At 62.2% G+C, this 26,630-nt stretch carries 24 protein-coding genes and 1 tRNA gene; 11 read left to right on the top strand and 14 right to left on the bottom strand.

Features of this window, described 5'->3' with window-relative positions; all coding sequences use genetic code 11:
* Nucleotide 1: 1 nt before the first annotated feature.
* The 4 genes from ACZ889_RS06565 to ACZ889_RS06550 all read left to right on the top strand — a co-directional run bounded on the left by ACZ889_RS06565 (nucleotide 2) and on the right by ACZ889_RS06550 (nucleotide 3,346).
* Entirely contained in the window at nucleotides 2-712 is a 711-nt protein-coding gene (locus ACZ889_RS06565; protein ID WP_180688925.1) for an ABC transporter ATP-binding protein, read from the top strand.
* Complete coding sequence (locus ACZ889_RS06560) at nucleotides 712-1,977, top strand: ABC transporter permease (protein WP_180688926.1); 1,266 nt, start codon at nucleotides 712-714, stop codon at nucleotides 1,975-1,977. Before ACZ889_RS06565 ends, ACZ889_RS06560 begins: the two co-directional genes overlap by 1 nt.
* Nucleotides 1,978-2,040: 63 nt before the next feature.
* Nucleotides 2,041-2,553 (top strand): DUF3299 domain-containing protein, encoded by a 513-nt coding sequence (locus ACZ889_RS06555; protein WP_180688927.1) that lies wholly within the window; start codon nucleotides 2,041-2,043, stop codon nucleotides 2,551-2,553.
* A gap of 109 nt (nucleotides 2,554-2,662) precedes the next feature.
* Nucleotides 2,663-3,346, top strand: coding sequence for an OmpW/AlkL family protein (locus ACZ889_RS06550; protein ID WP_476257253.1), 684 nt, complete (start codon nucleotides 2,663-2,665; stop codon nucleotides 3,344-3,346).
* Here the strand turns inward: ACZ889_RS06550 and ACZ889_RS06545 are convergent.
* On the bottom strand, nucleotides 3,334-4,539 hold the full coding sequence (locus ACZ889_RS06545) for an MFS transporter (protein WP_180688928.1): 1,206 nt from the start codon (nucleotides 4,537-4,539) through the stop codon (nucleotides 3,334-3,336). The two genes, ACZ889_RS06550 and ACZ889_RS06545, sit on opposite strands and share 13 nt — an antisense overlap.
* Nucleotides 4,540-4,642: 103 nt before the next feature.
* On the opposite strand from ACZ889_RS06545, the gene ACZ889_RS06540 reads away from it, so the two are divergent.
* Nucleotides 4,643-5,086, top strand: a complete 444-nt coding sequence (locus ACZ889_RS06540) for a winged helix-turn-helix transcriptional regulator (protein WP_010951791.1) — start codon at nucleotides 4,643-4,645, stop codon at nucleotides 5,084-5,086.
* A 30-nt stretch (nucleotides 5,087-5,116) separates the two neighbouring features.
* Here the strand turns inward: ACZ889_RS06540 and ACZ889_RS06535 are convergent, their stop codons facing one another.
* Both ACZ889_RS06535 and ACZ889_RS06530 read right to left on the bottom strand, forming a co-directional pair.
* On the bottom strand, nucleotides 5,117-6,049 hold the full coding sequence (locus ACZ889_RS06535) for an NAD-dependent epimerase/dehydratase family protein (protein ID WP_180688929.1): 933 nt from the start codon (nucleotides 6,047-6,049) through the stop codon (nucleotides 5,117-5,119).
* Nucleotides 6,042-6,926, bottom strand: coding sequence for a sugar nucleotide-binding protein (locus tag ACZ889_RS06530; RefSeq protein ID WP_003255419.1), 885 nt, complete (start codon nucleotides 6,924-6,926; stop codon nucleotides 6,042-6,044). The genes ACZ889_RS06535 and ACZ889_RS06530 overlap by 8 nt, the downstream gene beginning before the upstream one ends.
* A 258-nt stretch (nucleotides 6,927-7,184) precedes the next feature.
* Here ACZ889_RS06530 and ACZ889_RS06525 point away from each other — a divergent pair, with 258 nt between their 5' ends.
* From ACZ889_RS06525 to ACZ889_RS06515, 3 genes are read left to right on the top strand one after another with little or no spacing between them, the layout of a single operon-like run.
* Nucleotides 7,185-8,225, top strand: a complete 1,041-nt coding sequence (locus tag ACZ889_RS06525; protein ID WP_180688930.1) for a Fe(II)-2OG oxygenase family protein — start codon at nucleotides 7,185-7,187, stop codon at nucleotides 8,223-8,225.
* 17 nt (nucleotides 8,226-8,242) lie between these two features.
* Complete coding sequence (locus ACZ889_RS06520) at nucleotides 8,243-9,034, top strand: TSUP family transporter (RefSeq protein ID WP_014755162.1); 792 nt, start codon at nucleotides 8,243-8,245, stop codon at nucleotides 9,032-9,034.
* Nucleotides 9,035-9,042: 8 nt separating this feature from the next.
* Entirely contained in the window at nucleotides 9,043-9,888 is an 846-nt protein-coding gene (locus ACZ889_RS06515) for an alpha/beta hydrolase (protein ID WP_476257252.1), read from the top strand.
* An 11-nt stretch (nucleotides 9,889-9,899) separates the two neighbouring features.
* Here the strand turns inward: ACZ889_RS06515 and ACZ889_RS06510 are convergent, their stop codons facing one another.
* Nucleotides 9,900-10,709, bottom strand: a complete 810-nt coding sequence (locus tag ACZ889_RS06510) for a helix-turn-helix domain-containing protein (RefSeq protein ID WP_014589490.1) — start codon at nucleotides 10,707-10,709, stop codon at nucleotides 9,900-9,902.
* 178 nt (nucleotides 10,710-10,887) lie between these two features.
* On the opposite strand from ACZ889_RS06510, the gene ACZ889_RS06505 reads away from it, so the two are divergent.
* Both ACZ889_RS06505 and ACZ889_RS06500 read left to right on the top strand, forming a co-directional pair.
* Nucleotides 10,888-12,330 (top strand): alanine/glycine:cation symporter family protein, encoded by a 1,443-nt coding sequence (locus ACZ889_RS06505; protein ID WP_010951788.1) that lies wholly within the window; start codon nucleotides 10,888-10,890, stop codon nucleotides 12,328-12,330.
* A gap of 63 nt (nucleotides 12,331-12,393) precedes the next feature.
* A complete protein-coding gene (locus tag ACZ889_RS06500) occupies nucleotides 12,394-13,392 on the top strand; it encodes an asparaginase (protein WP_180688932.1) in 999 nt (332 codons plus the stop codon).
* Between the two features lie 107 nt (nucleotides 13,393-13,499).
* Here the strand turns inward: ACZ889_RS06500 and ACZ889_RS06495 are convergent.
* From ACZ889_RS06495 to ACZ889_RS06455, 9 genes are all read right to left on the bottom strand, one after another.
* Nucleotides 13,500-13,595, bottom strand: a tRNA-Sec gene (locus ACZ889_RS06495).
* A gap of 6 nt (nucleotides 13,596-13,601) precedes the next feature.
* A complete protein-coding gene (gene selB, locus ACZ889_RS06490) occupies nucleotides 13,602-15,524 on the bottom strand; it encodes a selenocysteine-specific translation elongation factor (RefSeq protein WP_476257251.1) in 1,923 nt (640 codons plus the stop codon).
* Nucleotides 15,521-16,948 carry an L-seryl-tRNA(Sec) selenium transferase gene (gene selA / locus ACZ889_RS06485; RefSeq protein ID WP_476257250.1) on the bottom strand — a complete coding sequence of 476 codons (1,428 nt, stop codon included), beginning with the start codon at nucleotides 16,946-16,948 and terminating at the stop codon, nucleotides 15,521-15,523. Before selA ends, selB begins: the two co-directional genes overlap by 4 nt.
* 139 nt (nucleotides 16,949-17,087) lie before the next feature.
* Nucleotides 17,088-18,014: a formate dehydrogenase accessory protein FdhE gene (gene fdhE / locus ACZ889_RS06480; RefSeq protein WP_180688934.1), complete on the bottom strand. Its 927-nt coding sequence runs from the start codon at nucleotides 18,012-18,014 to the stop codon at nucleotides 17,088-17,090.
* A gap of 4 nt (nucleotides 18,015-18,018) precedes the next feature.
* Nucleotides 18,019-18,675 carry a formate dehydrogenase subunit gamma gene (locus ACZ889_RS06475; RefSeq protein WP_011953329.1) on the bottom strand — a complete coding sequence of 219 codons (657 nt, stop codon included), beginning with the start codon at nucleotides 18,673-18,675 and terminating at the stop codon, nucleotides 18,019-18,021.
* A complete protein-coding gene (gene fdxH / locus ACZ889_RS06470) occupies nucleotides 18,672-19,622 on the bottom strand; it encodes a formate dehydrogenase subunit beta (protein WP_129932192.1) in 951 nt (316 codons plus the stop codon). The genes ACZ889_RS06475 and fdxH overlap by 4 nt, the downstream gene beginning before the upstream one ends.
* On the bottom strand, nucleotides 19,622-22,690 hold the full coding sequence (gene fdnG / locus ACZ889_RS06465) for a formate dehydrogenase-N subunit alpha (RefSeq protein WP_146034175.1): 3,069 nt from the start codon (nucleotides 22,688-22,690) through the stop codon (nucleotides 19,622-19,624). The genes fdxH and fdnG overlap by 1 nt, the downstream gene beginning before the upstream one ends.
* A 147-nt stretch (nucleotides 22,691-22,837) precedes the next feature.
* On the bottom strand, nucleotides 22,838-23,599 hold the full coding sequence (locus ACZ889_RS06460; protein ID WP_180688935.1) for an SDR family NAD(P)-dependent oxidoreductase: 762 nt from the start codon (nucleotides 23,597-23,599) through the stop codon (nucleotides 22,838-22,840).
* A 21-nt stretch (nucleotides 23,600-23,620) separates the two neighbouring features.
* Complete coding sequence (locus ACZ889_RS06455) at nucleotides 23,621-24,406, bottom strand: sulfite exporter TauE/SafE family protein (protein ID WP_180688936.1); 786 nt, start codon at nucleotides 24,404-24,406, stop codon at nucleotides 23,621-23,623.
* Nucleotides 24,407-24,606: 200 nt separating this feature from the next.
* On the opposite strand from ACZ889_RS06455, the gene ACZ889_RS06450 reads away from it, so the two are divergent.
* Nucleotides 24,607-25,989 carry an aminotransferase-like domain-containing protein gene (locus tag ACZ889_RS06450; protein WP_180688937.1) on the top strand — a complete coding sequence of 461 codons (1,383 nt, stop codon included), beginning with the start codon at nucleotides 24,607-24,609 and terminating at the stop codon, nucleotides 25,987-25,989.
* A gap of 90 nt (nucleotides 25,990-26,079) precedes the next feature.
* On the opposite strand, the gene ACZ889_RS06445 is transcribed toward ACZ889_RS06450, so the two are convergent.
* A complete protein-coding gene (locus ACZ889_RS06445; protein ID WP_003255446.1) occupies nucleotides 26,080-26,625 on the bottom strand; it encodes a single-stranded DNA-binding protein in 546 nt (181 codons plus the stop codon).
* Nucleotides 26,626-26,630 lie beyond the last annotated feature (5 nt).

Genomic DNA, 26,630 nt, shown 5'->3' with positions numbered 1-26,630 from the left:
AATGAGCCAGGCGTTGATTGAACTGCAGGACTTGGTGTTCGCCTGGCCCCGCCAGGCGCCGCTGCTGGATATTCCGGCGTTCCGCTTGGATGCCGGCGAAGCGGTGTTCCTGAAAGGCCCCAGCGGCAGTGGCAAGACCACGCTGCTAGGTTTGCTGGGCGGGGTAACCGTACCCGATCAGGGCAGCATCCATTTGCTCGGCCAGGATCTTGGCAGCCTTGGCCAAGGCGCCCGTGACCGCTTCCGGGTCGACCACACCGGCTACATCTTCCAGCAGTTCAACCTGCTGCCGTTCCTGTCAGTGCGTGAGAACGTCGAGCTACCCTGCCGTTTCTCGAACAGCCGCAAGGCCCGCGCCGAGCAGCGCCATGGCAGTGTCGACCAGGCCGCCAGCACGTTGTTGGCGCACCTGGGGCTGGGCGATCCGGCGCTGCTCGCGCGCCGCGCCGACAGCCTGTCGATCGGCCAGCAGCAGCGGGTTGCCGCTGCCCGCGCACTGATCGGCCAGCCCGAACTTGTGATTGCCGACGAGCCGACCTCGGCGCTGGATGCCGATACCCGCGAAGCGTTCATCCACCTGCTGTTCGCCGAATGCCGCGCCGCCGGTTCCAGCCTGCTGTTCGTCAGCCACGACCAGAGCCTGGCGCCGCTGTTCGACCGCCACCTGTCCCTGGCTGAACTCAACCGTGCCGTCAAGCCCCGGGAGGCCTGATGTACCTGCTCCGCCTTGCCTTGGCCAGCCTGGCCAATCGCCGCTTTACCGCCTGCCTCACGGCCTTCGCCATCGCCCTGTCGGTGTGCCTGCTGCTGGCTGTGGAGCGGGTTCGTACCGAGGCTCGTGCCAGCTTCGCCAGCACCATCAGTGGTACCGACCTGATCGTCGGTGCGCGCTCTGGCTCGGTGAACCTGTTGCTGTATTCGGTGTTCCGCATCGGCAACGCCACCAACAACATCCGCTGGGACAGCTATGAACAGTACGCCAAGGACCCCCGGGTAAAATGGGCTATTCCGATCTCGCTGGGCGATTCGCACCGCGGTTACCGGGTGATGGGCACCACCACGGTTTATTTCAGCCATTACCAGTACGGCCGACGCCAGCACCTGGAACTGAGCCAAGGTCGGGAGTTTGCTGGCGACCCGTTCGAAGTGGTGCTCGGTGCCGAAGTGGCCGAGGCATTGCACTACAAGTTGGGTGACAAGCTGGTGCTGGCCCACGGCGTAGCTGCAATCAGCCTGGTCAAGCATGACGACAAGCCGTTTACCGTGGTCGGTGTGCTCAAGCGTACCGGCACGCCGGTCGACCGCACCCTGCATATCAGCCTGGCCGGCATGGAGGCGATCCATATTGACTGGCACAACGGTGTACCGGCCCGCGGTGCCGGGCGGATCAGCGCCGATCAGGCGCGTACGATGGACCTGCAACCTGCCGCCATTACCGCGTTCATGCTGGGCCTGAACAACAAGATCGCCACCTTCAGCCTACAACGGGAGATCAACGAGTATCGCAGTGAGCCATTGCTGGCGATCCTGCCTGGCGTGGCCTTGCAGGAGTTGTGGAGCTTGATGGGCACCGCGGAGCAGGCGCTGTTCGTGGTGTCGCTGTTCGTGGTGCTGACGGGCTTGATCGGGATGCTTACGGCGATTCTCACCAGCCTCAATGAGCGCCGCCGGGAGATGGCGATACTGCGTTCGGTCGGGGCACGGCCGTGGCATATCGCCGGGCTGCTGGTACTGGAGGCGCTGTCGCTGGCGGCTGTCGGCATTTTCGCCGGGCTGGGTTTGCTCTATGCAGGGATCGCCCTGGCGCAGGGGTATGTGCAGGCCAACTACGGTTTGTATCTGCCCCTGGCGCTGCCGAGCGCGCATGAGTGGACCTTGCTGGCGATCATCCTGGGGGCCGCGTTGCTGATGGGCAGCGTGCCGGCGTGGCGGGCTTACCGGCAATCGCTGGCTGACGGCCTGTCCATACACCTCTGAGTGCGCGTAATGATCAAACACCTCACCGCCTGCTTCGCAGGCACGCCCGCGAAGAGGCCGGCAATGCACATGCTGCTGGCCCTGCTGTTGCTGGTAGCGATGCCTCTATGGGCCGCCGAACCCAAGGAGCTCGACTGGCCCGCACTGATCCCTGAAGGTGCGCCGGTCGTCCCGCCGCAACTCACCCCGCTGCACGACATGTCACAGCTCAGCAACGCCCTGTCTGCCGAATCCGCACCTCCCGCGCGCCAACAGGCGCCCGACGCGCCAGTGGTAAAAAGCCTCGACGGCCAACAGGTCAAACTTCCCGGCTACATCGTGCCACTGGAGGTCAGCGAAGAAGGCCGCACCACCGAATTCCTGCTGGTCCCTTACTATGGCGCGTGCATCCACGTGCCGCCGCCACCGCCGAACCAGATCGTTCACATTTTCAGCGAGATGGGCGTGCGCGTCGAAGACCTCTACCAGCCCTACTGGATCGAGGGAAAGATGCAGGTTAGAGCTTCCAGCAGCGAGTTGGCCGACGCCGGCTACCAGATGGAAGCCGAGAAAATCTACGCTTATGAGCTGAGATGAGAACTGTTTCGAATTCGTGAAGACGCTTCGTTGAGCTGGGTCAAACTTTCCGTTTAACCAGCTCCGTACCATTGGACTACTCGATTAATAACGTCCTTTGGGAGCTTCCATGAACAAGTCCTTGCTGGGTGCCTCGCTTGTGGCCCTTGCGCTCGCCGCCCCTGCCGCCCACGCCTATCAGGCGGGGGACATGATCCTGCGCGCAGGCGCCATCACCACCGCCCCGAACGAGAGCAGCGGCGACCTCAAGTTCGACGGCAACAAGGTGTCGGGCACCAAGGCGACCCTGGACAGCGATACCCAGTTGGGCCTGACCTTTGCCTACATGCTCACCGACCACATCGGCCTGGAGCTGCTGGCAGCTACCCCGTTCAAGCACACCGTCGGCGTAAAAGGTCTGGGCGGCGGGCTGGACGGCAAGCTGGCGGACATCAAGCAACTGCCGCCAACGCTGTCGCTGCAGTACTACCCAATGGAGCCAAATTCGCGCTTCCAGCCGTACGCTGGCGTCGGTATCAACTACACCCTGTTCTTTGACGAAGACTTGAGCAGCGCACGCAAGGAACAAGGCTTCAGCAACCTCAAGCTGCAGGACTCGGTAGGTATCGCCGGCCAACTGGGCATGGACTACATGCTGACCGACAACCTGCTGGTAAACGCCTCGGTCTGGTACGTCGACATCGACACCAAGGCCAGCCTCAACGGCCCGACCGCCCTTGGCTACAGCAAGACCAAGGTCGACGTCGACGTCGACCCGTGGGTATACATGGTCGGCCTTGGCTACAAGTTCTGACCTGAACATTGCAGGGCGGCCTCGGCCGCCCTCGCGCGTTGCAGCCATAGCCAGTAGCACAGTGCGGCGGCACTGATGCCCATGCCAAGCCCACACACCGCAACCCAGCCCCAGTGTGCAAACACCCAGCTCGCCAACACCGCCCCCAAACCGCTGCCCAGCGAATAGCAACACATGTAAGCGCCGATCAATCGGCTAGCCATCGCACCACGTCCGACCAGCAACAGGCTCTGGTTGGTGACATGCACTGCCTGCACGGCAAAGTCCAGCATCAGCACACCCAGCACGAAGGCCAGCAATGAATGCTCGACGAACGCTGTTGGCAGCCACGACAGCGTCAGCAGGGCCAACGACACCCCGGTCGTACGCTCCCCCCTTCCAAGGTCGGCCAGACGACCGGCATGCGAAGCCGCCAGCGTACCCGCGACACCTGCCAGGCCAAACAGGCCGATCTCGGTATGGCTCAGCGCCAGCGGCGCAGCACTGAGCGGCATGACCATGGCACTCCACAGCACGCTGAATGCGGCGAAGATCAACACACCGAACACGCCGCGCTGGCGCAGCAACCGGTCGTGCCGATACAGGCTGAACTGAGCCATGATCAGCGCCCGGTAACCCGGCCGACTCCTCATCGGCTGCCCGCCGGGCAGACTGCGCCACAGCACCAGCGCCAACAGCATCAAGAGCCCTGCGGCGACCAGGTACACACTTCGCCAACCGGCCAGGTCAGCGAGCCCGCCCGAAGCCAGCCGTGCCAGCAGAATACCCAGCACCACACCACTGGTGACGGTGCCTACCGCCTGCCCTTGCTGGCCAGGTGAGGCCAGGCTCGCGGCATGAGCCACCATCACCTGCACCATGACTGCCATCAACCCGGCGATAGCCAGAGCCAGCAGCAATATTGCCCAGTTCGGCGCCATGCCAACGCCGACCAGCGCAAGCGCCGAGAACAGCAACTGGCCAAGCAACAGACGTTTACGGTCGACCAAGTCCCCGAGCGGCACAATCAGTAGCAGCCCCAGGGCGTAACCCCCCTGGGTCGCGCCAACGACCCAGCCAATCTGCTGCTGCGCCACCCCCAACTCAGCAGCCATCGACTCAAGCAGCGGTTGAGCGAAGTACACCGTCGCCACAGCCATCGCACTGGTGGTGGCAAGCAACAGGGTTATCCAGCGTGTCAGCGAAGGTGTCATCCGGCAAAGCCTCTGGAATCTGGTTTCAATTTGAAACCACATGCTGGCTATTTAGCAAATGTGGTTTTAATCTGCAACCAGATAATCAAGACAGGCTTGCCCCATGCTCGATGAAAACAATGCGCAGTGCCCCGTGGCCCGGGCTCTGGAGGTGCTGGGTGACCGTTGGGCGCTGATGATCCTGCGCGATGCCTTTGACGGCCTACGGCGTTTCAGTGAATTTCAGAAGAACCTGGGGCTGGCGAAGAACATCCTCACCTCGCGGCTAAAGCTGTTGGTGGAAAGTGGGTTGCTGATGACACAGCCGGCGTCGGATGGTAGTGCCTACAAAGAATATGTGCTGACCGATAAAGGGCGGTCGGTGTTTCCAGTGGTGGTTGGTTTGAGGCAGTGGGGGGAGCGGTTTCTGTTCGAGGCGGGAGAAGCGCGTTCGGAGCTGGTGGACGGCGTGACGGGGCAGGCGCTTGAGATATTGCAGGTCCGTGGCCAGGATGGGCGGGTTTTACATCCCGAAGATTGCCAGCGCAGAAGGGTGCGGCATGGGTGATGTCAGGGCTGCTGAGCAGCCCCGAGGGGTTCAGCCTTTACCGAGAAGTTTTGTCAGGCCTTCAACCATCGGCGTCACCTGCGCAAACTCGAACCGCGCCAACAACCGGTGGTTATCCGCTCGCGAATGGCGGATATCACCCGATCGCGCCGCCGCATAGCTGATCGCTGGCAAGCTCCCCACAACCTTCTCCAGCGCGGCCAGCAACTGGTTCAGTGAGGTCGCCTGGTTCAGCCCGATATTCACCGCCCCTTCCTCGACCTGCGGCTGCTCCAGTGCCTGCACCATCACCTGCACCAGGTCGCCCACATAAAGGAAGTCCCGGGTCTGTTCGCCGTCACCGAACACTGTAATCGGCAAGCCCTGCACAGCACGCTCGCAGAAGATGCTGATCACCCCGGAATACGGTGAGGAAGGGTCCTGCCGTGGCCCGAAGATGTTGAAGAAGCGAAACACCACCGGCTCCAGACCATGCTGGCGACGGTAGAAGTCCAGGTACTGCTCACTGGCCAGCTTGTCCACGGCATAAGGGGTCAACGGCGCCTTGGGCGTGTCTTCGGAAATCGACTCCCCTTCACCATTGTTGCCGTACACCGCTGCGCTGGAGGCGAAGAGCACCCGACGCAGGCCATGCACGCGCATGGCTTCGCAAACGTTGAGGGTACCGATGAAGTTACTCTGGTGGGTGCGCACCGGGTCTTCGACCGAGGCCTGAACCGACGCTACTGCTGCCAGATGCACCACAGCACGGCAGCCAGCCGCCGCCTGAGTGACCAGCCCTGCATCGGCAACATCACCTTCGATCAGTTCCAGCCGTGGGTGGTCGACCTGCAGATTGCTTCGCCGGCCGGTGGAGAAATCGTCGAGAATGCGTACGGCGTAGCCTTTGTCCAACAACGCATCGCACAGGTGGGAGCCAATGAAGCCGGCACCGCCGGTGATCAGGATGGGGGCGTCAGCCATGGCGGTAGAACCGGTCCAGTAGAGGTGGCAAGCCAGCGCGCCAGGCACGCGGCTTGATACCGAAGGTATGAAGGATTTTCTTGCAGGCCAGTACCGCGTGCTGTGGCTCTTCGCTGGCATCCGGGCGCGCGGCATGGGCCTGCGGCGTGGGGGCCTGAACGGCCAGCTGGCGGTATTGACCGGCCTCGGCGAGGATCGCCTGGCCCAGCGCCAGCGGCGTGGTCGCCTCATTGCCGGCGTAATGGTAGGTGCCCCACAGCGGCGCATTGCAATCAAGTTGCTTGAGCACCGACAGGATCACTCGGGCAGCATCATCGACCGGCGTCGGGTTGCCACGTCGATCATCGGCCAGCAGCAGCTCCTGTGGTTGCTCGGCACGGGTCAGGAAGCGGCCCAATGCGCCATCGATGCTCTCGTCCAGCAACCAGCCAAAGCGCAGCAACACATGCTGCGGGCAGGCCGCACGCACGCTCTGCTCGATGCGCCATAGGGCCTGGCCACGCAAGCCCAGCGGCACTGGCTCGTCCTTTTCGCTATAGGCCGTGGCCCGCGAACCATCGAACACACGGTAGCTGGATGGCTGCACCAAGGTGATCTGATGGTGCTGACACAGCTCTGCCAACCGCTCCACCGCCCGCTCCTGTTGGGCCAGGCGCTGCTCGCTGACCGACTCGGCCTGGAACCAGTCGAAGTAATAGGCCAGGTTCACCAGCGCGTCGGGGCGATGGTCATCGAGCAACTGAGTGAGGCTTGAGGGCGCCCAGCCGTTCTCGGGCGGGCGCGGTGCCAGGAATGCGATGTCCTCCTCGGCCCCAAGACGAATCAGCGCTTGCCCGAGGGCATTGCCACCACCCAACAGCATTAGGCGCATACGCATAGAGTCAGCAGATCCGGAGAGGTTGATGAGAAAAAAGAGTCATTTTGCGGTTTCCTGCCCGGGAAGTCCAACACCGGCCCCGTTCGATGCCACAGGGCGTGATTCCACAGTTTCACCGCTCAATACCGCCACAGACAGAAATTTCCTACGACACACGAGGAATGGGCTGACTACCACGTCACGGCATAACTGCATTGAATAGTCGACTCCCCACTTGCCAGCCAGGGAGTTTCACACAAAAACGACAAGGAACGTTCGATGCCTCATTCGGAAGCTGCCTATCTGGATTTCTACCCAGAGCAAAGCCAGGCCATAGCCTTTGCAAGCCAAACCCTTGCTGATTTGGGTGGACCGGAGGCTAAAGGAGTAGCACTTCAGGCTCGTATATTCGCCGATCAACTCGAAAAAGCCTTGAGTGAAGAACAGCGTGCGCTCCTACAGCGCTTCAGTGAAGGCCATCTATCTGCCTTGATGTACAGGCACATGTACTGTGCCAACGAGCCAATACCAGAATACCTACCCGACATTACCGCCCTGGCGCAAAGCCCTCGCTGCCAATACCTTGCCTCGCGCAATCAACTCCTGCTGGAGCTCGTACGCCACCGCAGTTTCGCCTTCGATATCGACAACGATGGCAAACAGGTCCGCCTGGTCGGCAACTTCAAGGGCGGTGGCCGCGTCCCACGCCCCGACGAAGATCCCTGCCTGGAGGTTGAAACCAGCTCGCATGCGGGCTTGCGCTTAGGGCCACACACTGAAGCACCTTACAACTGCTCAACAAACGCCAGCAACGCTCACTCCCCTGCGCCCTCAGCACTGATTCTCACTGCGCACTGGAACCCCGCCAATGAACCTACGAATGTCTTCCCGCTCCGGGAAGTCATCGAACGCTTGAGTAGCCTGGACACACTTGCGCTGACTTCAAAGTCTTTCGACTTCACACGCAGTGACTGCTTCGCTCAGGGACAGGGCAGTGCTGGCAAAGCAGTTTCAATGCTGCAGTTCGAGCCCAATGGTGGTTTCTCTGTTCGATACAACAGCTATCGCTTCAGTCTGAATGAACGTGCCTGCAGCGCTGCGGCGCGCGCGTTCAACGCCTTTCAAAAAGCACTGAGCACTGCACAACCGCTGACGTTTGCCCTGCAACCTGACAGCGCATTGTTGATCAACAACAGCCGAGCCTTGCACGGCCGCGACAAGGTCCAGGACAACCGGCGCCTGCTTATCCGTCAATTCGGATACTCCCCCTTCGCCGTACCGTTGGTGCTCGCTGAAGACCCGCTGCTGGTACGTGGTTGAGCACAGGAAAATACCCCATGATCGAAATCGACTTGACGTTTGTTCTGCTACTCGCACTGGTTGCACTGATGGCCGGCTTTTTTGATGCTATCGCCGGCGGCGGTGGCCTTATCACGCTCCCGGTGTTGTTTATTGCCGGTGTAGAACCCTTGGCAGCTATTGCCACTAACAAGTTCCAGGCAGCTTCGGCTACGGTTTCGGCTACGTGCGCCTTCGCCCGCAAAGGCATGATCGACTGGAGACGAGGCAGTCCCATGGCTGTCATGGCGTTTATCGGTGGGGCGTTGGGGGCCTTGTCGATAACTTACGTCCCCAAAAGCGTTTTGCAGGCGTGCGTCCCACCACTGCTGATCCTGATCGCCGCCTACTTTGCCTTCAGTCCAAAGCCGAATGAACAAGCGCGCAAGGCAAAGGTATCGACTAGCCTATTCTGCGTGACGGCTGCACCCATCATTGGCTTTTATGACGGCATCTTCGGCCCCGGAGTCGGCTCGTTCTTCATGCTGGCCTGCGTGGTCCTCTTGGGCCAGCATCTCATTCAAGCCGTATGCACCAGCAAGCTTTTGAACGCAGCCTGTAACCTGGGCGCACTATCAGTCTTTTCTCTCAGCGGGGCGATCATCTGGCCGCTGGCGCTGGCAATGGCGCTCGCCGCCTTTCTGGGCGCACAATTGGGGGCTCGCTGCGCAGTGCGCTTCGGCTCGCGCCTCATAAAACCGCTGCTGGTCAGTGTCTGCTGCATCATGGCACTCAAACTGCTGCTCGATACCGGCAACCCGCTCGGCGAATGGCTCAACCAGTTCTTCTAGAGAGCACCATGCACATTCAAAAGGCTTCCCCGCAGCGCGTGAAGTGGCAGTTTGACGAGCCCGCCCCGGGCAAAGAGCTGTTCATCAATGAAGTCTTTGAAAACTACCAGCAACAGGCGCGATTGCTGGTACCTGATATCGAGCGCGCAGCCCCCGCATTCGTTTTGGGGGGCGCGCGTTCCGACTTTACCCGGCTCAACCCCCTGCTTTATCGCCTGCAAGCCGCAGGCATTGGTTCACTCACTGGCAATCTGTCAGGTCACAGCCTCGCCAGCGAGCCAGGCGCAATGGCGCCGTCACTGGCGACGAACCTTGATGAAGCAAAGCGTTTTCACGCGCATATCGCGCCTCGATGCCGAACGCTCATCGGCCACAGCCTTGGCGCGGCAATTACGCTTAAGCTTGCAGCACAGTTGCCACAAGTGGACAGCATCGTATTGATCTGCCCTGCAGTTTATCCAGACGATGCCCACCAGGCGCCGTTCGGCCCGGCATTCACTGCCGCCATCAACAAGCCTTTCGGTTTTCTGGAGAGCGATAGCTATACCTTCCTCAACCAGTTTCGTGGAAGAGTATTGATGGTGATCGGCGAGTACGACGGGCTCAACTCCCAGCGATTCGGCAAAGGCCCCGGCACCAGCGCTGGCAACCTGTGGCTTGCCGGCACTGAACGCTATAGCCCGATTCCTGAAGAAGTTACCCTCGCCTTGATGCGAGCAGTTCCAGCGTCGCGTTTGCAATGTCTGTTTCTTACCGACTGCGACCATGGCATCGCAGCTCATTTGCGCAGTACTCCCGCAATAGCGGACCAGGTTGCGGACGCAGTAGCAACGTTCATCCTCGACAATGCTTGAGGCATTGAGCATTACTCGATCTCGAACAGACCGTTGCGCAACGGCGCCACACTCAACCGCTCACGCACATCGTCATCTATACGCGGATCATCCGGCCGGTACAGTTTCACCTGCCGATACGCATTGATGCGATTGATCTCCTCGCCCAGGTATTCCCACACCACCCGGGTACAGGCCGGGTTGCGCCGGTCGCCGCTGGATACACCGGCCTTCAGGCCATTCAGCCGGGTAATGCGGCTTTTGAAGCTGGGGATGAGGATGGTCTGGCTCATTTCGTTGAACGTCAGCGACTCGTAGTCGATGAGGAACATCCGGTCCTGCAGCTGGAACGCCGCACCCAAGTAGCGGCAGCGCACCTCGGCATGCTGATCGGTGGCGCTGGAGCGCTCCTGCCGTTCCTGGCGCTCGAACAGAAAACGGCCGCGTTCTTCCCACAGGTGCACCAGCGACACGAGGATCGTGCCCGGCACCGACATGCAGTTGGAGTACTCGAAGTAGTAACCGCAATAGCGCGAAAGGTTGCCGCCATGTTCGTGCAACGGGCGGAACAACTCGCTGATCGGGTCACTGGGCTGCTGGGCCTGGGGCGATACCCGCGCACCGATCAGACGGGCGAACTGCTCGGCGGGCAGGTTCAGTTCGTAATCCTCGACACCGAAGAAGTCGCCGATACGCTTCAGGTTGAAAGCCGTCGGACGGCTTTGCCCGCTCAGGTACTTGTTGAACTGCGCGCGGTTGATCGACAGCTGGCGGCAAACTTCGGAAATAGAGCGGTAGTGGCTGCAGGCAAGTTTGAGGTTTGTAGCGAAGTGATCGCTCATATGCGGAGTCCAGGTGACGCGAATGACGCCATTGTAGCATCAAGTCGCATCAAGTCAGAGCAATCCGCGAAATTGTAACCACTCTTGTCATAGCCAACCATGCGCCCCAACGAATAGCGGTGCGCCTGCCGTCCGCTGGTCTTTCCACACGAAGAATAAGAATCGAGGTCATTTTCCAATGCTCGAAGTAATCAACGATTTCCTTTCGGGGAAACTCCTCATCGTGCTGATCGTAGGGCTGGGTAGCTATTTCACCATTCGCTCCCGGTTCGTCCAGTTCCGCCACTTCACCCATATGTTCAGCGTGTTCAAGGAATCGCTGCGTGGCCAGGCAGGCCAGCTGAGCTCCTTCCAGGCCCTGATGCTGAGCCTGGCCGGCCGCGTGGGCGCCGGCAACATCGCCGGTGTCGGTATCGCAGTGACCCTGGGTGGCCCTGGTGCCGTGTTCTGGATGTGGGTTACCGCACTGGTGGGCATGTCCAGCAGCTTCTTCGAGTGCACCCTGGCCCAGGTGTACAAGCGCGCTGATGGCGACGGCCTGTACCGTGGCGGCCCGGCCTACTACATCCAGCACGGGCTGAAGCGCAAGAGCATGGCCATCGTGTTCTCGATCTTGCTGCTGGTCACCTACGGTTTCGCCTTCATCGGCCTGCAGTCGTACACCGTAACCCACTCGCTGCAGAATGCGTTTGCCTTCGACCCAAGCCACACCGGTATTGTCCTGGCCGTACTGCTGGCCATCACCTTCATCGGCGGCATCAAGCGCATCGCGGCGGTGTCGGACCTGCTGGTACCCGTCAAGACCCTGGCCTACATCGGCGTGACCCTGTACGTAATCGGCACCCAGATCGAACACGTGCCAGCCATGCTGGAAACCATCTTCAAGAGCGCCTTCGGCCTCGACCCGGCGTTTGCCGGCCTGCTCGGCAGCGCCATCGTCATGGGCGTGAAACGTGGCGTGTTCGCCAACGAAGCAGGCCTGGGCAGCGCGCCGAACGTCGCCGCCGTGGCCGCGGTGAAACACCCGGGCGCACAGGGCGTGGTCCAGGCCTTCAGCGTGTTCCTCGACACCTTCGTGATCTGCACCTGCACCGCCTTGCTGATCCTGCTGTCGGGCTTCTACACCCCGGGCTTCGAAGGTGACGGCATCGTCCTGACCCAGAACTCGCTGGCCGCCGTAGTCGGTGACTGGGGTCGCGTGTTCGTCAGCGTGGCGCTGTCGCTGTTTGTCTTTACCTGCATCCTCTACAACTACTACCTCGGCGAGAACAGCCTGCAATTCCTCAGCCGTAACCGCGTAGTGTTGATGGTGTTCCGTGGCCTGGTGCTGGCACTGGTCGTGTGGGGTTCGATGCAAGACCTGTCGACCGTGTTCGCCTTCGCCGACATCACCATGACCTGCCTGGCCTTCGTCAACCTGGTGGCCCTGGCCCTGCTGTTCAAGGTCGGCCTGCGGGTCATGCGCGACTATGACGACCAGCGCAAGGCCGGTGTAAAGCAGCCTGTGTTCGACTCGTCCAAGTTTGCCGACCTGGACCTGGACCGCAATGCCTGGCCTGCCAATCCTCAGGTGGAAACAGCCACTGACAAAGCAGTCGGCCAAGTTCAGACGCAGCGCTGATATCCTCCCCTGCCCAGCCGCCCCTTCCGCGGGCGGCTTTTCTTTGTCCGCTCACCGCTACGGATGCTTTCCATGCGCGCAGTAAAGAATCTTCTCGTTCTCTATACCGGTGGCACCATCGGCATGCTCGAAACCCCGGAAGGCCTGGCACCGGCCGGTGGTTTTGACGCGCGGATGCGTGAACACTTTGCCCAGATGGCCAATGCACCCCAGGTGCAATGGGCGCTGCAAGAGCTGAACCCGCTGCTCGACAGCGCCAATATGCAACAGCACAACTGGCTGGCGATGCGCGATGCCATCGTCGCGGCGGTGGATGTCGCGGGCCACGATGGCGTGCTGGTGCTGCACGGTACCGACAGCATGGCCTACAGCGCTGCTGCGTTGTCGTTCCTGTTGCTGGGCCTGCCAGCACCGGTAGTGCTGACCGGCTCGATGCTGCCGGCAGGTGCCCCGGACAGCGATGCCTGGGACAACCTGTGCGGCGCATTGCGCCAGTTCGAACACGGCCTGGAAGATGGCGTGCAGCTGTACTTCCACGGCCAGCTGCTGCATGGCTGTCGGGCGTCGAAGCTGCGCAGCGAAGCGTTCGATGCCTTTGCTGCGCTGCCACGTCATCGTGACGCTGAGCGGGCCGATGCGATCCCTGCCGAACTGGGCTACAAGCAGCCGCGCAAGCCGGTCAACCTGGCGGTTGTGCCGGTGTTCCCAGGGCTTCAGGCCGGGCATTTGCAGGCCTTGCTCGACAGTGGTGTGCAGGGTTTGCTGCTGGAGTGCTACGGCAGCGGTACAGGGCCGTCGGATGACCAGGCGCTGCTGAATGTGCTGAGCGCAGCGCGCCAGCGCGGCGTGATGTTGGCGGCTATCAGCCAGTGCCCGGAAGGCTCGGTGGTGTTCGACACCTATGCAGCGGGTAACCGCTTGCGCGGGGCCGGGCTGGTCAGTGGCGGTGGCATGACCCGTGAAGCGGCGCTGGGCAAGATGGTGGCGTTACTGGGCGCAGGGTTGGATGCCGACGCAGCTGACCACTGGTTTGTCCTGGATTTGTGTGGCGAGCGGGCTTGATCAGCGCCCTTGAGGGCCCTCTTCGCGGGTAAACCCGCGCCTACGACGATAGCGTTTCCTGTGTAGGAGCGGGTTCACCCGCGAAGAGGCCCTAAAGGGTGAAAAAATGGCGGAAGGCAGCGGGAGTCGAACCTGCCCGGGAACGGCTGCCGTCCCCAACCGGGTTTGAAGCCCGGCCGCGCCACCGGGCGCGATTGCCTTCCTTGAACTCAGTGCCTGGCGTGCTGTAGGGCCAGAGCGCTGTCGGCGCGGATGTGACGCTGGTCGGCCACCCTCCGGGTCAGGCCGATGCGGTCGAAGTATTCCAGAATCTGCACACTGCGCTTGCGACCGATGCCCAACATATCGCGAAACGCGGCAACCTGCACTATCGTCGTTTCGCTGGCCTGCCCCAGCATCAACGCTGCCATGCGCTGTAGCGTCGCCTCGGGGTAGAACAAGTCGCGCACCACCTGATGTACCAGGCCCAGCCGGGCCAACTTGCGCAGTAACAGGCGCACATCGGCTTCGGCATGGTTCTCCTCACTTGCCAGCGTCCTGACCCAGGGTGGGTCAAATTGCCCTGCGATCAACTTCGGCTGCAGACGTGCCCACAATGCACTGTCGGCTTCGCTCAACTGTACCTTGTGATCGGGCAGATGCAGCCATGGCCCGCTGCTGGCGATGGCGCTGTCGTCGAGCAGTTCATCCAGCAAACTGACGAATGCCGGCCGTTCCAGGGGCAAGGCTACAAAGCGCCGCAAGCGATCACGGTCAGGGCCAAGCTGGTCGGGCTCTTGCTCGTGAAAGCGCGCCAGCTGTTCCAGAACCTGCTGCTTGAGCGCCTGCCATTGGGCGTTGGCGAACAGCAGTTGGCCCTGCCGGGTGGCCACCACCCGCACATCGTCCGGTAACTGCCAGGTTTCCCGCAGGCGGTTGAACTGCCGCTCGAGCCGCTGCGGGCTAATGCCGCCCGGTGCACTGGCGAGCAGTGCTGGCAGTGCCTGCTCCAGATCCGCTGCATCGCGCAGCACCTGCAACTGTTGCAGACGGGCATCGCTGCGGCGTTGGCGGCTTGGTGCGAACGGGTCGAGCACCGTGCCGCCGCCCAGTGTGCGCTGGGCGCGCTGATCGCGCAGCACCAGGCGGTCGCCGTGCACGGCCTGCAACGGCGCGTTGAGCAACAACTGGGCAAACATGCGTTGGCCGGCAGCCAGGCTTTCGCCTTCGAGCAAGGCGACTCGGGCCGTTACATCCTGGGTGCCGAGGTGCACATGCACAGCACTGAAATGTTCGAAAGCACGCTTCTCGTCCGGTAACAGGTTCAGCTCGATATCCACCCGAACACTGGGCGCATGCAACCATTCGGGCACCAGCCAGTCGCCCCGGTGCACCTGCTCCACGGCCAGGCGCTCGGCAGCGATGTTCAGCGCCACCCGTTGGCCTGCTTCTGCCACCAATGCGGCCTGGTTCTGTGCATGCAGGCCACGCACGCGTACCACCTTGCCGGCCTTGCCCAGCAACAACGTATCACCCGCACTGACCCGCCCGGCCAGTGCCGTGCCGGTGACCACCACTCCGGCGCCGGTAACCGCAAAGGCACGGTCGACGGCCAGGCGAAAACCACCGAAGACACTACGCTGCCGTGTTCCTGCTTCGGCCTCCAGCAGGGCCTGACGCAACGCGTCCACGCCCTCCCCGCTGATGCTCGACAGCGGAAACTGCCGCGCACCGGCATATGGCCCAGGCGCCAGCAATTCACTGACTTGCATCTGCACCTCGGCCAGACGCGACGGCTCGACCCGGTCGCATTTGCTGATCGCCACCAAAGCGTGGGGAATGCCCAGCAGCTCGATGATCGCCAGGTGTTCACGGGTCTGTGGCATGACACCGTCGTCGGCCGCCACTACCAACAACACCAGGTCGATGCCATGGGCGCCGGCCAGCATGTTGTGGATAAAACGCTCGTGGCCCGGCACATCGATGAAGCCGGTCAGCGGCGCGCCTTCGCTCAGCGCCGCATAGCGATAACCAAGGTCGATGGTCATGCCGCGGGCGCGCTCTTCTTGCCGCTGGTCGCCGGCCTGGCCGGTCAGCGCCAGCAGCAGTGCGGTCTTGCCGTGGTCGATGTGGCCAGCGGTACCAACGATCACTGCACCGGCCCCAGCTGCAGGGCTGGCAACTGGGCCAGCCACTGGGCTTCGTCATCCAGCTGGCGCAGGTCCAGCCACAGGGCATCGTCGTCAATGCGGCCCAGCACCGGCACCGGCAGGTCGCGCAGGGCGCGCTCCAGCACATGCAGGCTACGCCCGCGCAACTTCTTCGACACTTGCGGGCGCAGGCACAGCGCGGCACTGGGCAAGCGCGCAACCGGCTGGCTGCCACTGCCGATCATGCCCAACGCAGGCTCTACACGGATGGCCCATTGCTCGCCGAGGCGCGCTTGGAGCTCAGGCGCCAGGCGCTCAGCCTGGGCCTGGATCTCGGCCTGGCTGCGGGTCAGCAGGTGCAGGCTGGGCAGGCGCTCGGCCAGGCGATCGGGGTTGCGGTACAGCATCAGCACCGCTTCGAGTGCAGCGAGGGTGATCTTGTCCACGCGCAAGGCACGCTTGAGCGGATTTTTCTTGATCCTGGTGATCAAGTCCTTGCGGCCGACGATGATCCCGGCTTGCGGCCCCCCCAGCAGCTTGTCGCCACTGAAGGTGACGATATCGGCACCATCGGCCAGAGCCTGGCGTACCGTGGGTTCGGCGGGCAGGCCCCAGCGGGTAAGGTCGAGCAGGCTGCCGCTGCCCAGGTCTTCAAGCAGTGGCAGTTGATGTTGGTGGGCGATACGTGCCAGCACGGCAGTAGGCACCTGGGTGGTGAAGCCCTGGATGCTGTAATTGCTGCAATGCACCCGCATCAGCAGGCCAGTGCGCGGGCCGATGGCCGCCTCGTAGTCGTGGGCGTGAGTACGGTTGGTAGTGCCAACCTCGTGCAGCTTCACGCCGGCACGGGCCATGATGTCGGGAATACGGAACGCCCCACCGATCTCGATCAGCTCGCCGCGAGAGATGATGCCTTCCTTGCGCGCGCCCAGGCTGTTGAGCGCTAGCAGCACGGCGGCGGCATTGTTGTTGACCACGGTGACGGCTTCGGCGCCGGTCAGCTCGCGGATCAGGCCTTCGATCAGGTCATCACGGTCGCCACGTTTGCCGGTGGCCAGGTCAAATTCCAGGTTGAGCGGGTAACGAGCGGCGGTCTGCATGGCCTCGATGGCTTCTTCCGGTAGCAAGGCGCGGCCCAGGTTGGTGTGCAGCACGGTCCCGGTGAGATTGAACACGCGGCGAACCTGGCTGCGTTGCTGGAGGGCGAGGCGTTCGCCGCTGCGGCCAAGGAGGATTTCCGGAGCCAGTTCGGCGCTGCCGATTTCGCCATGACGGGCGGGCTCGCGCAGGTCGTCGAGCAGCTGGCGCAGGGTATTCAGCACGGCGTCGCGGCCGTGGCGATCGATCAGTGGGAGGCAAGCCGGGTGGCGAAGGAGAGTATCGATGGACGGCAGGCGTGGGGTGTCGCTGGCTAGGCTGTTGGACATGCGGTACTACCTTGGACTGATCCGTTGTCTGTGCTGGCCCATTCGCGGGTGAACCCGCTCCTACAAGTACAGCGTGATCCGGAAGGTTGGCGCAATTACCTGTAGGTACGAAGGCAAGTCGGTGTTTCAGTGTAGACCCTCAGCCACTACCCGGGGCGAGCATCAGGTTGGGCGCCAGGCGATGGAAGCCCTCCCCGTCCAGACGTATATCCAGGGCCAGGCTGGCCAGATCATCGGCCAGCGGCTCGGCCGCCGCATCGTTCTCCAGGTAGTTCTGCTTCAGGTAGCTGTCGCACCCGGGGCAGCATTCCGCGCGCAGCGGCGCTTTGCCTGGCGCATGGCGATCATCCTCAAGGCTGGTGTAACGCAAGTCCTTGCTCGACTCGCAGTACACGCACTTGACCCGCACCACATGCCACTCACAGGCACACAACGAACAGGCCAGGTAACGCAAGCCGTTGTGCTTTCCACGGTTGCGCACCACCCCGGCCATCGCCGGCGAACCACAAGCCGGGCATTGGGCCAGGCTGCCGGCAGGCTCGAGCTGGTGTGCGGGCAGCGCCAGCAACCAGCTGGACCAGGCCGCCTGCAGCGCGGCCCCGAGAAACGGCACCAGTGCTGCAGGCACACCATCGTACTGGCCTGCCAGCAAAGCAATGCCCCAGCCCTTGCGCTGATTGTCATCACTGCCTCGTAGCACCTGCAGCGCCTCACCCAGCGGGCCACTGCGTTCGCCGCTGAGGTGCTCTAGCAGTGCCTGCAACCAGACCAGCCATGGGCCTTCACGCACCAGGCTGTCAGCCGCCAGCGGCGGCAAACCATGATCCATGCACAGGCGCTGACGCTCCTCGGCCACGGGCATGCCGCCGGGCGGGTTATCCACAAGCTGCTGCTGGATGCGGCATAACCGCGCAATCAACCTCAGGTAGTCGCCAAGCGCGTTGCCCTCAGCCAGATACTCCAGGCGCGCGGCACGCAGTTCAAACAGGTTGGCGGGGGGTAGGTGCAGAAATGGCGGCGTGACTGCCGACGCTTCGATCTGCCCGGGTTCAAGTAGGGTGCTCAAGCGCTCATCCTTCTTTTCGTCCGTGATCACCCGGCGTCTTGTCGCCGGTCACTTCGCGGTACCACAACTCATGATGCTTGCGTGCCCAGGCGCGGCTGACCCAGCCATGCAGCATGGCGCCGATCGAGCCCTTGATCCAGATGCCGGCGTAGATGTGCACGATGATGCTGAGAATCAGCACGAAGGCCGCCAGCGCATGCAGCAGCGCAGACAAGCGAATGGCATCGATGCCAAACCAATGGCTGAAGTATGCGCGCCAGATCACCACGCCACTGACCAGCAATACCAGCATGCACACCAGCAGGGTCCAGAACAGCAGCTTCTGCCCGGCATTGTACTTGCCGATCGGCGGTACGCCCTCCTCCTCGTTGCGCATTACCCGGTCCACCCGGCGCAGCCACAGGCGGTCATTGGCGGTGATGAAGTTGGCCCGCCAGAAGCGCAATACCAGGCCGAGGAAAAACACGAACATCGCCACCCCGATGAAGGGATGCAGAATGCGCGTCCACGGCCCGCCGCCGAACAGGTTGCTGAGCCAGAATAGCGCCGGATGGAACAGCGCAAGCCCCGACAGCCCAGCCAGGATGAACAGGATCGCCACCACCCAGTGGTTGCTACGCTCGTTGGCGTTGTAGCGCAGGATGGGTTTGTTGTCGTTCATGGCCGCTGCTCCCCTTGCCCACCGGGCTGCTTCGGATCATAGACATGGACCGACGGGTCCACTTGATGCACGCTTTCGTCCGGCGGTGTCGGGTGTTCCTCCTCCTCGACACGCTGTGGGCCGATCCGCACATAGTGGAAGAACCCCGCCAGCACCGCCGCGCCCATGGCCAACAGCGCCAGCGGCTTGGTGAAGCCCTTCCACAACCCCACCAACGGGCTGATCACTGGCTGGTCCGGCAGGCCGGCATACAGCTTCGGCGTGTCGGCATGGTGCAGCACGTACATCACGTGGGTACCACCGACGCCATCCGGGTCGTACAACCCGGCCTTGTCGTAGCCCCGCGACTTCAGATCGACGATGCGCTCGGCCGCATGCACTTTCATCTCGTCCTTGCTGCCGAACACGATCGCCCCGGTCGGGCAGGTTTTCACGCACGCCGGCTCCAGCCCCACGCTCACGCGATCGGAACACAGGGTGCACTTGTACGCCTTGTGGTCTTTCTGCGAGATGCGCGGGATGTTGAACGGGCAGCCGGTGATGCAGTAGCCGCAGCCGATGCAGTGGTCCTGGTTGAAATCGACGATACCGTTGGCGTGCTTGATGATCGCGCCCGGGCTCGGGCAGGCCTTCAGGCAACCTGGGTCGGCACAGTGCATGCAGCCGTCCTTGCGGATCAGCCACTCCAGGTTGCCGTCGTCGCGCTCGTGCTCGGTAAAGCGCATCAGTGTCCAGGTCTCGGCAGTGAGGTCCTGGGGGTTGTCGTAGGTGCCGTGGTTGTGGCCAACCTCGTCACGCAGTTCATTCCACTCCGAGCACGCCACCTGGCAGGCCTTGCAGCCGATGCACTTGGTAGTGTCGATCAGCTTGGCGACCTCCTCCTGCTGACGCACCGAGGGCGGCACGGTAGTGGTGGCCGAGCGGGCGATGATGTCTTGGCTGGCCATCAGAGTTTCTCCACTTTCACGAGGAACGACTTGGACTCTGGCGTCTGCGTGTTGCCGTCACCGAGGAACGGCACCAAGGTATTGGTCAGGTAGCCATGCCGGGTAGCGCCGGTGAAGCCCCAGTGCAGCGGAATGCCGATCTGGTGCACGGTCTGATTGTTGACCTGCAGCGGGCGAATCCGCTTGGTCACCACCGCCACCGCATCGATATGCCCACGCTTGCTCGACACCCGTACCCGGTCTCCGGCCTTGATGCCTTTCTCGTTGGCCAGCACCTCGCCTATCTCGACGAACTGCTCGGGCTGGGCAATGGCGTTGAGCCGGCAATGCTTGCTCCAGAAGTGGAAATGCTCGGTCAGCCGGTAGGTGGTCGCCGCATAAGGGAACTCGTCATGCGTGCCGAGGGTGTCCCACACAGAATCGAAGATGCGCCCGGCCGGGTTGCTGGTGGCCTTCTTGTTCTGCGGGTGCAGCGGGTTGATGCCGATCGGCGTTTCGAAGGGCTCATAGTGCTCGGGGAACGGGCCTTCGGCCATTTTGTCGATGGCGAAGAAACGCGCCACGCCTTCGGGGTTCATGATGAAGGGGTTCATCCCCGCCTCGGGCGGCGAGTCGACCTTGAAGTCCGGCACGTCGGTGCCGGTCCAGGCCTTTCCGTTCCACCATACCAGGCGCTTTTTCTCCGGGTCCCACGGCTTGCCTTGCGGGTCGCTGGAGGCACGGTTGTAAAGGATGCGGCGGTTGGCCGGCCAGGCCCAGGCCCAGTTCTGCACCTGATGCATGCCATACGGGTCGCTGTTGTCGCGGCGAGCCATCTGGTTGCCCTGTTCGGTCCAGCTACCGGCGAAGATCCAGCAGCCAGACGCGGTGCTACCGTCGTCCTTGAGCTGACCGAAACCCGCCAGTTGCTGGCCCGCCTTGATCACCGCGCCAGTCGGGTCGGTGACATCGGCCACCGCCCAGCCGTTCATCTCCTTGGCCAGCTCCTCCGGGGAGGGCTCTTCAGGGATCTTGTACGGCCAGCTGATATTCCTTATCGCGTCAGGGTAGGCGCCACCTTCGGCCTGGTAACGTTGGCGCAGGCGCAGGAACAGCTCGCTCATGATCTGCACGTCGGTGCGCGTTTCGCCAGGGCCGTCGGCACCCTTCCAGTGCCATTGCAGCCAGCGGCTGCTGTTGACCAGCGAGCCGTCTTCCTCGGCGAAGCAGGTAGTGGGCAAGCGGATCACTTCGGTCTGGATAGAGGCCGTGTCGACATCGTTGAACGGCCCGACGTTACGCCAGAATTCCGAGGTCTCGGTGGCCAAGGGGTCCATGATCACCAGCCACTTGAGCTTGCCCAGTGCCGCAGTGACGCGGTTTTTGTCCGGCAGCGCGGCGATCGGGTTGAAGCCCTGGCACATATAACCATTGACTTTGCCCTGGCCCATCATCTCGAACATGCGCAGCACGTCGTAGGCCGGTACATCGAGTTTGGGCAGCCAGTCATAACCCCAGTTGTTTTCCGCCGTGGCGTTGGCGCCGTACCAGGCCTTCATCAGGCTGACGTGGAACTTGCCGTAGTTCTGCCAGTACGACAACTGCCCAGGCCGCAGCGGCTTGGAAGCGCGCTTGTCGATGTAGGCGGCGTAGTCCTGCTCGGCGTCACCCGCCAGGGTCAGGTAGCCCGGCAGCGAGTTGGACAGCAGGCCGAGGTCGGTCAGGCCCTGGATGTTGGAGTGCCCGCGCAGGGCGTTGACCCCGCCTCCGGGCATGCCGACGTTGCCGAGCAGCAACTGGACCATGGCCGCACTGCGGATAATCTGCGCACCGATCGAATGCTGCGTCCAACCTAGCGCATAAAGGATCGTCATGGTCTTGCCCGGAACCGAGCAGGAGGCGATCTCTTCCCAGACCTTCATCATGGCGTCCTGTGGCATGCCACAGGTCATGCTCGCCAGTTCCGGGGTATAGCGGCTGTAATGCTGCTTCATCAGCTGGAACACGCAGCGAGGGTGCTGCAATGTCGGGTCGACCTTGGCATAGCCGTCCTCACCCAGCTCGTAACCCCAGCCGGACTTGTCGGCGTACACACGCTTGGCCTCGTCGTAGCCGCTGAACAGCCCATCCTCGAAGCCATAGTTCTCTTTGACGATGAACGACACGTCAGTGTAGTTGCGCACGTACTCGTGCTGGATCTTGTCGTTGCTGAGCAGGTAGTTGATCAGCCCGCCCATGAAGGCGATATCGGTGCCGGTACGGATCGGCGCGTAGTAGTCCGCCACCGAAGCGGTACGGGTAAACCGCGGGTCGACCACAATCAGCCGCGCCTTGTTGTGCGCTTTGGCCTCGGTCACCCACTTGAAGCCGCACGGATGCGCTTCTGCTGCGTTGCCACCCATCACCAGGACCAGATTCGCGTTGGCGATATCGGACCAGTGGTTGGTCATGGCGCCACGGCCGTACGTCGGGGCAAGACTTGCCACCGTCGGGCCATGTCAGACACGTGCCTGGTTATCGAACCCCAGCATGCCTGTTGCGCGGATGACCTTGTGGGTCAGGTAGCCAGCCTCGCTGGAAGCAGCGGAAGCGGCAAGAAAACCGGTGGTGAGCCAGCGATTGACCGTTTGGCCTTGGGCATTCTTCTCGATGAAGTTGGCATCGCGGTCCTGCTTCATCAGGTCGGCGACGCGGTCCAGTGCCTCGTCCCAGCTGACCCGCACCCACTCTTTGCTGCCCGGCTTGCGAACCTCGGGGTACTGCAGGCGGCTCGGGCTGTGGATAAAGTCCAGCAAGCCGGCGCCTTTCGGGCAAAGTGTGCCGCGGTTGACCGGGTGGTCGGCGTCCCCTTCGATATGGATGATGTTCTGTTTGACGTTTTTCCCCGCATCACCCTGGCTGTACAGGATCAGGCCGCAGCCGACCGAACAGTAGGGGCAGGTGTTACGGGTTTCTTTGGTATGCGCCAGCTTGAAGTGACGCACCTGCTCGGCGAATGCCGGCGTTGGGGCCATGCCCAACGCCGCAAGGCTCGAGCCTCCAAGGCCGACGGCGGCGACCTTGAAGAACTGCCGACGGTTCAGGTCCATCGTGCACTCCTGATCAGGTGGTGGACGCGCGGAACATTGCCGGCGCCTCTTGGTAGTCACGGTGGCGGCCAATTGATGGCCGCCAAAGGATAAGACTAGTCAAGAATCCAGAAGGTGCGATGACCTGGGTCAGTGGTGTGGCACCGATCAGGCACGTGGCAGGTTGCGCACCACATTCAGCGCCGCACTGCTCTGCGCCACAGGCATGATCTCGATGGTATTGATATTCACGTGCGCCGGCTGCTCGGCAACCCAGGCTACCGTTGCTGCGATGTCCTCCGGCAGGAGGGCCTCTACATCCCGATACAAGGCCTGCACGGCGTCCATGTCGCCATTGAGGCGCACCACCGAGAAGTCCGTGCCTGAGCACAGCCCCGGCTCGATGTTGCTCACCCGCACCCGGGTGCCAGCCAGGTCGGCACGCAGGTTGAGGCTGAACTGGCGGACGAACGCCTTGCTGGCGCCATACACGTTACCGCCCGGGTAGGGGTAAGTGCCGGCGATCGAGCCGATGTTGATGATCATGCCGCTATCGGCTTCCACCATCTGCGGCAGGATCTTGTGGGTGACCATGGCCAGGCCGGTGATGTTGGTGTCGATCATCTGCTGCCAGTTTGCGGCACTGCTGGTTTGGGCACGGTCCACGCCCAGCGCCAGCCCCGCGTTGTTGACCAGCAGATCGATCTGCAGCGACGCCTCACGCATCTGCTCGACCGCCTTCTCGAGCGACACTGAATCAGTGACATCCAGCGCCAGCGGAATGAAATTTACGCCCAGTTCGGCCTCCAGTGCTTTCAGTTTGTCCATGCGCCTGGCTGCACCGATCACACGGTAGCCTTTGCCGATCAGGGTGCAGCAGATGGCGCGGCCAAAGCCTGAGGAAGCACCGGTTACAAATGCGGTTTTCATTCGTTATCTCCTATCAATGGGTCAGGTGAGGTACTTCACGCCCAGGCTGGTGAACAGACAGAGCATCGAGAACACCAACGCCTTGCGCACCACGTCGTTGCCTTTACGCAAGGCCAGGGAACTGCCCAGGTGGTTACCGAGGATGTTGCAGGCCACAAGTGGCAATGCCAGCAGGTAGACGACCTTGCCTGCGCTGACGAACGCCACCAAAGCACCGATGTTGGAAGCGAAGTTGAAGGTTTTGGAGTTGGCTGAACTGGAGACCAGGTCCATGCGCAGCAGGTAATGGAAAGCGATGATGAACATGCTGCCGGTACCGGGGCCGAAGAAGCCGTCATAGAAGCCAATGACCAGGCACGTCAACGGCACTACGGTGTACAGCATTCGCGAAGACAGCTCGCGCTCCTCGACCGGACGATCCTTGGGGGTAAGGAAAATGAGAATGCCGAGGGGGATTAGTGCCAGGATGATCTTGCCCACCGTTTCCTGCGAGATCGATACGATCAGGTGTGCCCCCAGGTAGGCGCCTAATAGCGAAAATGGCACCCCGACCAACGCTACCTGCCAGACCATCTTGCTGTTGGCCAGGAAGTTGCGGATAGCCGCCAGCGTGCCAAGGGTACTGACCAGTTTTTCCTGGCCCAGTGCCACCTGGGGCGGCATGCCAACCAGCAGAAAACCCGGCACCAGGAACAAACCTCCACCACCGGCAATGCTGTCAACGAAGCCCGCAACAAAAGCGATCGCGCCAAGCATGAGGATTGCCAGCAACCAGTGCTCCGCCCAGTAAGAACCCAACATGTCCATAGCAAAGTCCATCCAGTGGAGCGTTATGCCAGGCGCAGCCTGAGAGCGGCTGGCCTGATCGGTGCGATGATTGTAATTTCAAAAATTGAATCGATTCAATCTAAAATAAACTCAACTCAATTTAACCAATTACCATCATTACTTGCATCCGAGCTTTCATGCTAGGCTTTCGCGCTCTTGCAGAGCCTGGTGCCATCTCCATGTGGGTCCCCCAATACAGCCATCAAACACAGCCGGTTTACCTGATGATCGCTGATGCCCTTGAACAGGACATCGAACGTGGTCGGCTTGCAGAAGGCGATCGCTTACCCACGCTCAAGGACCTCGCCGAGGCGCTGAATGTAACCCCCGGCACGATTGGCAGGGCCTACGACGAAGCAGCCAAGCGTGGTTTGGTGGCTGGCGAGGTAGGCCGAGGCACATTTGTCAGGCAGCTGCGGCAGCCATTACCCGCCCCGTCGGTGCCCACACCCGTTGCCGGCGAGAGTAGCCAGATCGACCTCTCGATCATCAAGCCCAACGACGCTCACATGAGCGAGTGGCTAGGCACGGCTATCAGCGAACTGGCCGCCTCATCGGACTTGGGGCAGGTACTCGACTATGTGACAGAAGGTGGCCACACGTCCCACAAACAAGCCGGTGCGACCTGGATACAGCGCTGGCTGCCTGATGCTCGCTGGCAGCAGGTAGTACTGACCGCTGGCGCCCAACATGGGCTGCTGGTGGCCATCAGCAGCCTGTCGAAGAGTGACGATGTGGTGCTGTGCGAGTCGCTCTGCTACCCGGGCATCATATCCCTGGCCCACAGCCTGGGCCGGCGCCTGCGCGGCGTCGCCATGGACGAACACGGGCTCATCCCGGAGGCATTGCGCGCGGCCTGCCTGGAACACCGCCCTTCCCTGCTGGTGTGCGTCACCACGCACCAGAACCCGACCAACTCGATCATGCCCCCAGCAAGGCGCCAGGCTATCGCCGAGATCGCCCGTGAGTTCGACCTGTTCATCGTGGATGACGATATCTACGGTTTTCTCGAGCCCAGCCCGGACTACAAGCCGCTTGCAGCTTATGCGCCTGAACGCTCGGTATACCTCACCAGCCTGTCCAAAAGCGTGCTGCCGGCGCTGCGCATCGGCTACCTGTACGCCCCGCCGCAAACCCTGTCGCGGTTATCATCGATGGTACGCAGCAGCGTGTGGATGCCATCACCTCTGATGGCGCAATTGGCCAGTAACCTGATCAACAGCGGCAAGGCCGACCAGTTGGTGCGTATGCAGCAGCAGGAGGCGGCCGCGCGCCAGCACATGGCCCGGGAGATTCTTGGCCAATACAAGATCCGCAGTCAGCCCCACAGCTTCCATATCTGGCTGGAGCTGCCAGAACCGTGGACCAGCGACGAGTTTGCCAACCTGGCGCGTGACAACGGCGTAACGGTGGTCAGCGGCAGCCAGTTCCTGCCAGAACGCAGCCACGCCACCAGCGGTGTGCGCATCGCCCTGATGGCACCCAGCCGCCAGGCACTGGGCTTTGCCCTGACCAAGCTGGCAAGCCTGCTGGATTCGCCGGAACCTCGGTTGTTCTACTGAAAGCGATGCCAGATACGCGGTGCTGCCCATAAAAAAACCCAGGGCAACTGCCCTGGGTTTCTGGTCTTGCTGAACGCCTTACCGCTCTGATCAGAACGGAATATCGTCATCGAAGCTGTCGAAGTCAGCCGCCGGCTGCGGCGCAGGCTGTTGCGGCGCTGGGCGCTGAGGGGCCTGTTGCGGGCGCTGGGCCTGCTGGCGTGGCGGTGCCTGGTTGTACTGTTGCTGCTGGCCACCACCATAATTGCCGCCACCCTGGTTGTACGGGTCGCCGCCCTGCTGCTGGCCTTGCGGACGACCGCCGAGCAGCTGCATGGTGCCGTTGATGTCGACGATGATCTCGGTGGTGTAGCGCTTGATGCCGTCTTTTTCCCACTCGCGGGTCTGCAGCTTGCCTTCGATGTAGCACTGCGAACCCTTGCGCAGGTATTCGCCAGCGATTTCGGCAACCTTGCCGAACAGCGACACACGGTGCCACTCGGTACGCTCGACCTTCTGGCCCGACTGCTTGTCAGTCCACTGCTCGCTGGTGGCCAGGCTCAGGTTGGTCACGGCGTTACCGTTGGGCAGGTAGCGGACTTCGGGATCCTGGCCACAGGTACCGACCAGAATGACTTTGTTAACCCCACGGGCCATAACGT

The sequence above is a fragment of the Pseudomonas sp. TE3895 genome (assembly GCF_056278855.1).
Note: the sequence above shows the minus strand (reverse complement) of the source record. Positions and strands in the feature narration are given on the sequence as shown.